9 protein-coding genes are annotated in these 10,484 nt (G+C 54.1%); 4 read left to right on the top strand and 5 right to left on the bottom strand.

Annotated features, from left to right (window positions below; all coding sequences use genetic code 11):
• Positions 1-283 precede the first annotated feature (283 nt).
• From GS605_RS21305 to GS605_RS20795, 4 genes are all read left to right on the top strand, one after another.
• Positions 284-1,738: a carbohydrate porin gene (locus tag GS605_RS21305; RefSeq protein ID WP_171725204.1), complete on the top strand. Its 1,455-nt coding sequence runs from the start codon at positions 284-286 to the stop codon at positions 1,736-1,738.
• Between the two features lie 63 nt (positions 1,739-1,801).
• The gene (locus GS605_RS20805; RefSeq protein WP_171725203.1) at positions 1,802-2,554 is read left to right on the top strand and encodes an SDR family NAD(P)-dependent oxidoreductase; all 753 of its coding nucleotides are present in this window, start codon (positions 1,802-1,804) and stop codon (positions 2,552-2,554) included.
• Positions 2,555-2,670: 116 nt separating this feature from the next.
• A complete protein-coding gene (locus GS605_RS20800; RefSeq protein WP_171725202.1) occupies positions 2,671-3,951 on the top strand; it encodes an MFS transporter in 1,281 nt (426 codons plus the stop codon).
• Between the two features lie 83 nt (positions 3,952-4,034).
• Positions 4,035-5,369, top strand: coding sequence for an amidohydrolase family protein (locus GS605_RS20795; RefSeq protein ID WP_171725201.1), 1,335 nt, complete (start codon positions 4,035-4,037; stop codon positions 5,367-5,369).
• A gap of 89 nt (positions 5,370-5,458) precedes the next feature.
• Here GS605_RS20795 and GS605_RS20790 read toward each other — a convergent pair whose 3' ends face one another.
• The 5 genes from GS605_RS20790 to GS605_RS20770 all read right to left on the bottom strand — a co-directional run bounded on the left by GS605_RS20790 (position 5,459) and on the right by GS605_RS20770 (position 10,347).
• Positions 5,459-6,379: a hypothetical protein gene (locus GS605_RS20790; RefSeq protein ID WP_171725200.1), complete on the bottom strand. Its 921-nt coding sequence runs from the start codon at positions 6,377-6,379 to the stop codon at positions 5,459-5,461.
• 11 nt (positions 6,380-6,390) lie between these two features.
• Positions 6,391-7,413 (bottom strand): alcohol dehydrogenase AdhP, encoded by a 1,023-nt coding sequence (adhP, locus tag GS605_RS20785; RefSeq protein WP_171725199.1) that lies wholly within the window; start codon positions 7,411-7,413, stop codon positions 6,391-6,393.
• A gap of 66 nt (positions 7,414-7,479) precedes the next feature.
• Complete coding sequence (locus GS605_RS20780) at positions 7,480-8,229, bottom strand: SDR family NAD(P)-dependent oxidoreductase (RefSeq protein WP_171725198.1); 750 nt, start codon at positions 8,227-8,229, stop codon at positions 7,480-7,482.
• Positions 8,230-8,320: 91 nt separating this feature from the next.
• On the bottom strand, positions 8,321-9,091 hold the full coding sequence (locus GS605_RS20775) for an SDR family NAD(P)-dependent oxidoreductase (protein WP_171725197.1): 771 nt from the start codon (positions 9,089-9,091) through the stop codon (positions 8,321-8,323).
• Positions 9,092-9,393: 302 nt separating this feature from the next.
• Entirely contained in the window at positions 9,394-10,347 is a 954-nt protein-coding gene (locus GS605_RS20770) for a helix-turn-helix domain-containing protein (protein ID WP_171725196.1), read from the bottom strand.
• Positions 10,348-10,484: the final 137 nt, after the last annotated feature.

The raw sequence follows: 10,484 nt of genomic DNA, 5'->3' as shown, positions 1-10,484 counted from the left end.
CCAGATCATTCAGCCTGAACAACTTGGCAATACCCCTTGAGCACTTGAAGAAGGGTCTCGCGGGTTTCGTGAAGTCCCGCCCCCTATCTTCAACTCACCTCTCGCGGCCGCGCAACCGCCCTTCCTCGCTCAGGCGAAGCTAATCTGACAATACCAGCCTTAATTTCCCCGTGACGGATTTAGGATAGTAAATTGGCGATTTGCAGCTCGATGTTTGCCGGACTTCGGATTGTCGCTTTTGGACGATAGTTTTTACCTTACGGTGCCCGCCAGAGGACCTGCTGTGAAACGAATCTACTCAAACCTCTTCTCGACTTTTCGAGTCTCTCGCGTCGCAAAAAAAGCATTCGATCTCTGCAACTCTACTGCGAACCATTTCAAAATAACACAGTCAGCGCGATACCTCAAAAAAACGAGCGCTTCCGCTCGTGTAACACTTGATGAAAGTACGCATCGTCAATGTGGTGAGAGTGAGCGCGCCGGGCCCAAACTTTTGAGGTTGTTCAGCGTTGCTTGCGCTTTATTTTGTCCCGCTTCTGTTCTTGCTCAGAGCGGCGTCGAAGCTGCGCCAGCGCGGTTAGGTGCCGGTTTTGGCGGACCCAGCGCACCTGAGGTCTACTTGGATGAAATCCAGAATCGTCGAACTGACACGGGTCCCTCTTATATCTTACCCGGTTTTGACAAAGCGCTAGATCCTTGGTTCAAATTCAAGGAACGCATCGAGCAAAACGCCAACTTTCGTATGGGCGGCCACTACCAGATCAATTATCAAAAGGCAGATCGCGTTCTAAACGAGCCAGACTATGGCTTAGGGGGATTGTTCCGGTTCACGGGAGTATGGAAGTCAAGGGGTCTCGAGAACCGCGACGCGGGGCGGATAGAATTCACATTCGATTACAGACATGCAATTGGGAATGGCGTTGCGCCCAGTGCTTTGGCGCAGCAATTCGGATATGTCGGCACAACCAACGCAATTCTTGGAGACACCAAGTTTGATCTCTACTCGCTTTACTATGCCAAACCGTTCCGTAGCGGAACATCAGGCTTTGCCATAGGGCGGATTGACCCGAACAACTTTTTCTACACCCACGGGTTTTCAAATCCTTGGACCGGTTTCATGAACAACGAAGTCGTCAACCCGGTCAGCGTGCTGCAGCCACAATCGAGTTGGGGCATTTTGGGCGGTTACTATTTTAACGATAATATCTACGGCGTGGCTGGCACCTTCGACGCCAATGGATTTACATCTGACGACCTCGAATTTTTTGAGGGTGGTGCGGAATTCTGGACTGGCGTAGAACTCGGCTACGTGCCCTCGCAAGCGGAACGGTTGGACAAGAAAATCAGCCTCACGCTATGGCACCTCGACGAACGTGAAGACGCCGGAACGGAAGAAAGCTACGGCGCAGCACTCACAGCGAGCTGGACATTCGGCGATTGGAACCCGTTTACTCGCATAGGATTCTCGGAGGGGGACGCGCCCCCTTACAACACATCGTTTCTGGCAGGCTTTCGCAAAAAGATGCGAAACGGGGCTGACATCCTTGGTCTTGCCCACTCCCGCGGAGAATCTTCTGCCGGTTTCGGCTGGCAAAACGCAACCGAGCTTTTTTATAACTACTACCTCGCCAAAAACCTGGCCGTCACGTTCGACATCCAGAGGATTGGAAACCCACTTCTGAATCCAGTCGATGACGAAATCTGGCTGTTCGGTATTCGGACAAGGATCACATTTTGAAAATCTCGACCTCCGAAGAAATACGGACACAAATCAAACGCAATCAAGAATAGGAGCGACCACATGAACAGAATGGATGGAAAAGTTGCGATTATTACAGGCGGCGCTAGCGGTGTCGGCCTCGCGGCATCGGAGCTGTTTTTGAAAGAAGGTGCCAAAGTGGTCATCTTCGACCTGAATGAGGATAGCTGCAAGGCAGCGGTTGAACAGCTTGCCTCCGACGATGTGATTTATGTTGCTGGCGATGTGACCAACCGAGACGACAGCTTCAGAATGGCCGCCACAGCCGAAGAAAAGTTCGGTGGTATCGACGCGCTGGTCGCCAACGCCGGTGTTGAAGGCAAACCGTTGGCAATCATGGATGTCACCGAACCGGATTTCGATTTCCCTTTTGCCGTCAATGTCAAAGGTCCGCTCTTTAACATGCAGGCCTGCGTACCATCGATGATCAAGCGTGGCGGCGGCAGCGTCGTTATCACGTCATCGGTCGGTGCGACCATGGGGGGGCAGACCACGGCCTACAATGTGTCCAAACACGCAGTGACCGGGCTTGTCCGCTGCGGAGCAAGGCAACTGGCACAACACAAAATCCGGGTGAACTCGGTCAATCCCGGCCCCATCGCGACACCGATGTTCTTGCGCGTCGAGGAAGAACTGGGCGAGGAATTTTCAAAGGCTTACAAGGCGAAAATCCCACTGGGACGTTGGGCGGATCCTATGGAGATCGCCGAAGCGCTTCTTTACATGAGCAGTGATGCATCCACATGGATCAACGGCACCGTGCACATGGCGGACGGTGGCCAGAAGGCGATCTGACCCACGTGGAAACAACCCTGTTCGCGACGCGAACGCGGACAGGGCGACCAAAACAACGCGCCTAGCGGCGCTCGACGGCCGACTGCATTGCCAACGAAAATCGAAGGAATGAAACCATGAGCACCAAGAACACATATGGCTGGTTTGTCGTTGGCACGACACTCGCAAACCAAAGTATTGCGATGGGCGTTCTGCTTTCGGGCTACGCGCTATTTGTCTTGCCCTGGGCCGAGGAATTCCAGGTACCACAAAGTCAGGTGTTGCTTGGCTCTACCATCGTGCTGGTCGTCAACAGTCTGGCCAGCCCCTTTGCAGGCAAGCTGATGGACAAGTTGAGCCTGAGAACGTTGATCCTGATTGGGGTTGCCTGTCTTGCGGCTGGTCTACTGCTCATATCGTTTGCATCAGCGTTCTGGATGATTCTGGCTGCCTACGCGACGCTTCTTCCCGCAGCTATCATCTTTTGTGGCTCACTGAGCTCTCAAACACTTGTTAGCAAATGGTTTACGGAGGGCCGCGGCGTGGCTCTGGGCGTTTCGTCTCTGGGAAGCTCGGTTGGTGGGTTTGTACTCCCTTTGGTCATTTCGGCCTTGATCGCGGCGTTTGACTGGCGGATGACGATGATCATTCTCGCCGTCGGCGCAGTTGCAGTGTTGTTTCCTCTGAATGGGTTGGTGCTCAGAAAGGATCCGCCGAAGCCTGCGGACCCGTCTGAAACGGATACGCAGGCGGGTGCGCAAGTCGAACCTGACTGGATAGCCAGTCAGCTTGTCAGAATGCCGACGTTCTGGATTCCGGTTCTGGGAATTGTTCCCTTGATGGCGGCCTATACCGGCGTGCAGTTCAATCTGGGTGCTCTTGTAAATTCGCTTTCCTTCGGTGAAGGCGCCGAAGGGGTCAAGGACGGACTGGCCGCTAAGCTGATCTCCACTATCGCGGTGGGCCAGGTGATCGGCAAGCTGGCGGCAAGCAGTGCAAGCGAACGGATCGATCACCGCGTTGTCTATTGGATTATGGCGGTCCTGATGGCAGCCGCCCTATTCTTGTTGTCCGGTGAGCCTTCCGTGACAGTGCTCTACATCGCGTGTCTATTGTTGGGCTCCGCTGTTGGTGCAACACTGCCTATGCTGCCAATCTTTTATACCTCCCGGCTCGGAGCAAAATCGATCGGTGTGATTCTGGGGATCGCGACGTTGGTTCTAATTTTGGGAAGCTTTGGTTCGTATGTGACCGGGTTGATCTATGAAGCCACGCAATCTTATGACACAGCATTCCTCGCCATGGGTGCTCTGCTGATACCCGTTTCCATTGCCATGTTCTTCTTGCCTTCGCCTGAGAAGGCAAGAAAGAGCTGGCCTCAAGCCACCCTCCAAAGCGCAGCGACAGAAGGTGCTTGAGAAACAACGGCAGATGCCAAATGTGCACAGGCTGGCTGAGAGCGTCCACTAAACCGTGCGAGCTATTAAGAGAAGGAATAGAGATGAAACTTGTGATCGGACTAGTGGTGGCGCTAGCCTCGTCCTCTGCGGCATTGGCGCAAGAGGCAGTCGGCCGCGTCCTCTTCGAGAACGTCGATGTCTTCGACGGTATGAATGAGGCGCTGATAGAGGACGTGAACGTTCTAGTTGAAGACAATGTGATAAGTCAGATCACTTCTGCCGATATCGAGTCTCGGGGGGCCGTTGTAATAGACGGCAGCGACCACACTCTGATGCCGGGCCTAACGGATGCGCACTATCATGTTATGACGGCGACCTTGCCCGCCTCGAAGATATTTGGAGAGCATCCGGGTTACATGCACACGGTCGCCGTGCTCGAAGCCGAAGCATTGCTGATGCGTGGTTTTACCACTGTACGCGATCTCGGAGGACCGGTTTTCGGTTTGAAATCTGCGATTGACGACGGCGTAGTCCCTGGCCCTCGTATCTATCCGAGCGGTCCATTGATTTCGCAAACGTCCGGGCACGGTGACGTTCGGACGCGCATGCAGGTCCCGGCTGAGGCCAATCGCATTCTTGAGCCGTTGGAGCGCACCGGGCTGGGTATTGTCGCCGACGGGCGACCCGCCGTCCTTCAACGCGTCCGGGAAGCGCTGATGCAGGGCGCTTCGCAAATCAAGGTCATGGCCGGTGGCGGTATCAGTTCGTCAAATGACCCGATAGATGCGTCACAGTACACACTCGATGAACTAAAAGCCGCTGTCGAGGCCGCCGCGAGCTGGAATACTTACGTGACGGTTCATGCCTACACTTCCGACGCGGTTCGTCTGGCGGTCGAGGCTGGTGTGCAGTGTATCGACCATGGTCAGCTTATCGATGAAGAGACAATAAAGCTTCTTGCTGAAAAAGGCGTGTGGCTTTCAATGCAACCGTTTCTCGATGACGAGGATGCTATGTTTCCTGCTGAGGGATCTCCTAACTTGCAAAGGGGAAAGTTCCTTCGGGTTGCAGAGGGGACAAAACGCGCCTACGAGTTGGCCAGAAAACACGGCGTCAAAGTTGCCTTCGGTACGGACATTGCCTACGACCCTGAGTTGGCAAAAAGACATGGTTATCAGTTGGCCAAGCTGACGCAGTGGTATTCGCCCTTTGAAGTTCTGAAAATGGCGACCCACGACAATCAACAGTTATTCGCCTTGTCCGGTCCAAGAAACCCATACCCCGGGAAAAACGGTGTGATTGAAGAGGGCGCCTATGCCGATATTTTGCTGGTGGCAGGCAACCCGCTGACCGATATCTCCCTGATCGGCAACCCCGAAGACAACTTCACAATCATCATGAAGGACGGACACATCTACAAGAACATACTCGAGTAGCACGCTCAGTGCATGGTACACTCGCTTCTGGCCGATAAATTTGTTGGGATTGCCAAAACCTATCCGGACATCTGCCGATGTCTGCGCTTTCAGTAACGGGAAATTGGGGCAAGCACGGCAGCGCGGGTCGCAGCGTCTACAGAAGGCATTGGTGGGTTTCGCTGAAAAGGATTAGTGACCACCGGACTGATCTGAAACTCAAATCTTGTGTCTTGCGAAAAACGATCAGGCGCTTGAAGGTTCTTTTCGGCTATGAAGGCCAGCTTGAAAGGAAGTCCTCCGATTTCAGTTGTTTTGTTAACATTCAGTGTAACAGGGAATGTCCATGCTTCGCTTGATGTGGCCTCCCAGTTATAGGTGATAATAGGATCAGTGCCGATCAACCATCCATTGCCAATACTTGCAAAGGCAAAATACTGAAAGGATGTGAGAGAAGTCGACGGACCGCTCCCTCCAACCTTTTCGTTGTGGCTCGGGAAGATACCGAACAGTCCCCAATTCGTTGTCTTTACCGCTACAAAGCTGGGCCCTAGCAACCAGTTGTCAGAAGAAAGACTGTTTCCAACAGGGATCGATCCAACCGCGCCGACGCCGAGAGTCCAGTCCCCGTTTTGCCACGCATAGAGCACGTCGAAAGGAATATCGAGCCAGCCATCTTCACCTCTGAAACGGCCTGCAGCAGAGTCAAATACGGGAAAATCCTTTGCGTAAGTCAGAGCTGGCCGAAAAATTAGATTGTCGCCATTTTGAAGTTTAAACGGGAAAACCGGTCTGAATCTTAGGGTAGTGCTTTCCTGACCAGAGGCCCCAGGTAAATCACCGTCGTAGGTTCTGTGGGTTAAACTGAAATTCAGCGTGGCTTTTGCAGCGCCCGGATTGTTCAGTTCTTTGGCGAGCGCTTCCGCATCCTGTGCAGCTGCTTGTGAGGTGACACAGAAGGCGGAGCATGTGGCGAAGCCCAAGACGGCAAGGGTATACTGTAGCCAATCCGGCTTCGAAACGCTGTTCATTTTGAGACCCTTCACAGTTTCATGACAATGCGGCCGTCGATTTTGTTGGCACGCATACGGTCAAAAATGCTGTTGATGTTTTCCAAAGGTTCGGTTGCGTATTGCACCTTGATCTTGCCTTCGCCTGCGAATTCGAGGCACTCCGCAAGGTCTTGCCGCGTGCCGACAATGGATCCGCGAATTGTCTTCCGGCTGAGAACGGTGTCGAAAATGTCCAGATCGAACGTATCGGGCGGCAAGCCAACAAGGGACATGGTTCCCCGTTTTCCGAGCATACCGACACCTTGGGAAAAAGCAGTTTTTGATACAGCAGTGACGAGAACCCCGTCCGCACCGCCGCACATGCCAGCAACCTCCTTGACGGGATCTGTCTCAAGCGCATTGATCACGGCATCAGCGCCCAATCGTGACGCAAGCGCAAGCTTGTCATCCGTTATGTCCACGGCAATCACATGCAAACCCATTGCCTTTGCGTATTGCACCGCCAAATGCCCTAATCCGCCAATCCCGGATATAACAACGGTATCACCAGGCTTGGTGTCGGTCTCCTTGAGCCCCTTGTAGACCGTAACGCCTGCGCAGAGGATGGGTGCCGCTGGCTCAAAGTCGAGAGTATCGGGCAGATGGCCAACGTAGTTGGGGTCGGCGAGGACATATTCCGCATACCCGCCATTGACCGAGTAACCGGTGTTCTGCTGCTCGCCGCAAAGCGTTTCCCAACTGGAAAGGCAGTGCTTGCAATGGCCGCATGCCGTGTGAAGCCAAGGCACGCCGACCCGGTCGCCTTCTTTTACTGCCGTGACGCCGGCACCAACAGCAGCTACAAAACCGACGCCTTCATGTCCGGGAATGAAGGGCGGATTTGGTTTCACGGGCCAGTCACCATCCGCCGCGTGGAGATCGGTATGGCAGACACCTGACGCTTGCATTTTGACAAGGATCTGGCCTGCTTCCACTGTTGGCACACCCACTTCCATAATGCTAAGCGGTTTGCCAAACTCCGTTACGACGGCCGCTTTCATGGTCTTTGACATTTTGACTTCCTTTCTTCGGGTCAGCCGGTGTGTTCAGTTCCTGATCTGACCGATTGGATCAGAGAGCTACGAGAGTTCACCGCCATCGATCACATAAGCGGATCCAGTAATGCAGGCGCTCGCGTCGCTGCTCAAAAACAATATGACTTCGGCGATTTCAGCGGGAGTTGCGAACCGATGCAACGGGATCTGCGCTTTCATCGCGCCCGCCACTTTCGCCCCACCGGTTTGCAGTCGCGATTCGTACATCATGTTTGTCGATACGGCGCCCGGATTCACCGAATTGACCCTGATCTTGTATCTTGCAAGCTGTCTTGCCGCAGAGCGCGTCAGACCGGTCACTGCGTGCTGTGACGTTGTATAGGGCAAAGGCCCGGCGCGCTGCGCCGCGATTGAAGACTTGATGACGACGCTGCCACCGCCGCGTTTTTTCATATATTTTGCTACCGCTCGTATCCCATGAAACGGTCCCTTGACGTTTACCTTGTAGGGCAAGTCGAAGGCTTCCTCCGTTAAGCTCAGGATGTCCCGTGTGTCCCCTTCGATGCCGGCATTGGCGATAAGGATGTCGACACCGCCGAATAGCTCCACTGCTCTCTGAGCAAGTTTTACGTTGTCTTCCGGTTCCGCAACGTTGCAAGCGAGATAGCTGACGTTCTCGCGCCCGATCTGTCGTACAGCCGCCTTGCAAACGCCTTCGCTCAAATCAGAGACGAGTACCCTTGCGCCTTCGCTCACAAACAAGCTGGCCGTGGCCCGGCCTATTTCGCTCGCGGCACCGGTGATTATGGCAACCTTATTTTCCAATCTGTTCATGCAGCGAATAAGCACCCAAAACTGGAGGAAAAGAGCAGGACCGGCCAGCGCTCCGAGGCAGATTGCACGCGGACCGGTCCAGTTTGCGCAACTAGTAAGCTGACCAACCAGAGTCGGCAGTAATCACCGCACCGTTGACGACTTTGGATTCGTCGCTCGCAAGGAACAGAGCCACATTTGCAATCTCTCTGGGGTGCGCTCGACGCGGGTTCAGCACCATGCCGGACAAAATCCGATCCTGAATCCGTTCCGAGTAGTTGGACATATCGCCCATGCTTTCGGAGATATTCGTCGCAGTGGAGCCCGGGCAGATCATGTTGCAGCGAATGTTCTCCTTTGCATACATATGCGCCGTGCTTTTCGTGATGCCAATCATGCCGTGCTTTGCCGCCGTATAGGCCGCCCCCGCACGCCCACCGCTGATGCCAGCGATGGATCCCACATTGACGATGACGCCACCGCCTTGTTTTTCAAACCGCCGGACCGCCGCGCGCATGCCATAGAAATTGCCTGTGAGGTCGACGTCCATGATCAGGTTCCAGCCTTTGTCTTCGACGTCGCCGACCGGCTGCATCTGGTCCATGATGCCTGCGTTGTTCACGAGCACATCAAGGCGACCGTAGGTATCGACGGCCAACTGGATCATCGCTTCGACCTGCGCCTTGTCCGCGATGTTCGATATGGTTGTCGCGACGGACTGCCCTTTGTCGGCAACCTCTTTTTCAAGCTCGTCGAGGCGATCCTGGTTGATATCTGCCGCGACGACTTTCGCGCCTTCGTCCAGAAACAGCAGTGCCATTTCCTTGCCCATACCGGAAGCTGCACCGGTAATGATCGTTACTTTGTCTTGCAATCTCGACATCTTAGGTCTCTCCCACTTGGCAGGCTGTACGAGCCTGGATCACTGTGAGGGCGTGGCAACCCGTCTGTCTGACGCGCAAAACAAATCGCCCCCATGGTTCGAATAGACGCTACAAATCGGGGGCAATTGTCTCTATGCAGCTAGCGGCAAAATCATGCGCCTAATGCGCCAAAGACATATCCGATTTCCGACAACGCTTTTGAGCAAGTCGTTTCGGTGACTGCCACGATCCAACGAGACATGGCTTCGTGATACGCTAATAGCAGTTCCGCGAGCTGCGGTGCTCCGAGCGCGCAGAGCCCTCAACCGCAGCCTTGCGGCGACCCTTCTGTGCCAACCGCTTTGCCGACAACTACACTTGGCAGGACGCCAAAGTGGGTTTGAAACTCAGCAGCAAAACGTCCCAGATGTGAGAACCCGAAATCCATGGCGGCTTTGGTGATGGCCCCATGCCTCCCCCGCTGGGACTTCAGCGATCTCCGCACTTCTTCCAGCCTTTTGATGCGGGCGTATTGATTTGGAGAAAGCCCGTAGTGCGCTTTGAAATGCCTCAGCAAGGTGCGTTCGCTGGTCGCCGTGACTTCCGTCAACTCGGAGATCGAAACGGGTCGGTGCAGGTTTTCCGCGATGAAATCAGATGCTTTTATGAGCCTGTCATGCTGCTTGAAGTTCCGGTCCGACGCAACGCCACGACCAATGCGAACCTTTCTCAGAATATTGACGATGTCCTCTACGATCAGGGTCTGCAGTTCGCCAGCAATTGCAAAGTTGCTTTCAGAAGAGAAACACGCCGCCAGCGTAGATTTCAGGTTCTCGGCGTTTTTCTCGGGCAACCTGAGAGCCGCAGGCTCATTAATCGAAAAGATATTTCCTGCAGGACTAGCGCTCGGAACGTGAGGGAGCAGCACTTCCCGCGGTACCGAAATCGTAACGACATCAATATATCCGCCTGTCACCATGGACAGATGAAAACCACTGGGAACAAACCACAAATATGCGCTTCCGCCGGGCAGGCCTGCTATCCGCGCATTCTCCCCTTCAAGCACCGACATGAATGTCAGCGTATCTGCGAACATTACGCCGCGGTATTCGACGCTTCTGTCCACCACCTCTCGGACCAGCCCGACCTGACCCACCTGAATTGATCTGGATGACGCCTTGAGATAGCCCTGATCCAGTTGCAAATAGCTGCAATCGAAACCTGCATCCACAGCGGCTTCATTCAATTCGTCTATGGCGTCGAGGTTTCTATCCACTCTTGTTCTCTTGTGAAGCCTATCGCATTGTAAAGGCCCTTTGTTTATTGAAACTAAAATAACATCGCGTCGCGCTGCTTACAAAGCGTTTTAGCTAGCGTATTGCTACTATGCTCCAACCAGCCCATTAACAGTAA

It is taken from the genome of Ruegeria sp. HKCCD7559, assembly GCF_013110575.1.
Lineage (GTDB): Bacteria > Pseudomonadota > Alphaproteobacteria > Rhodobacterales > Rhodobacteraceae > Ruegeria.
Note: the sequence above shows the minus strand (reverse complement) of the source record. Positions and strands in the feature narration are given on the sequence as shown.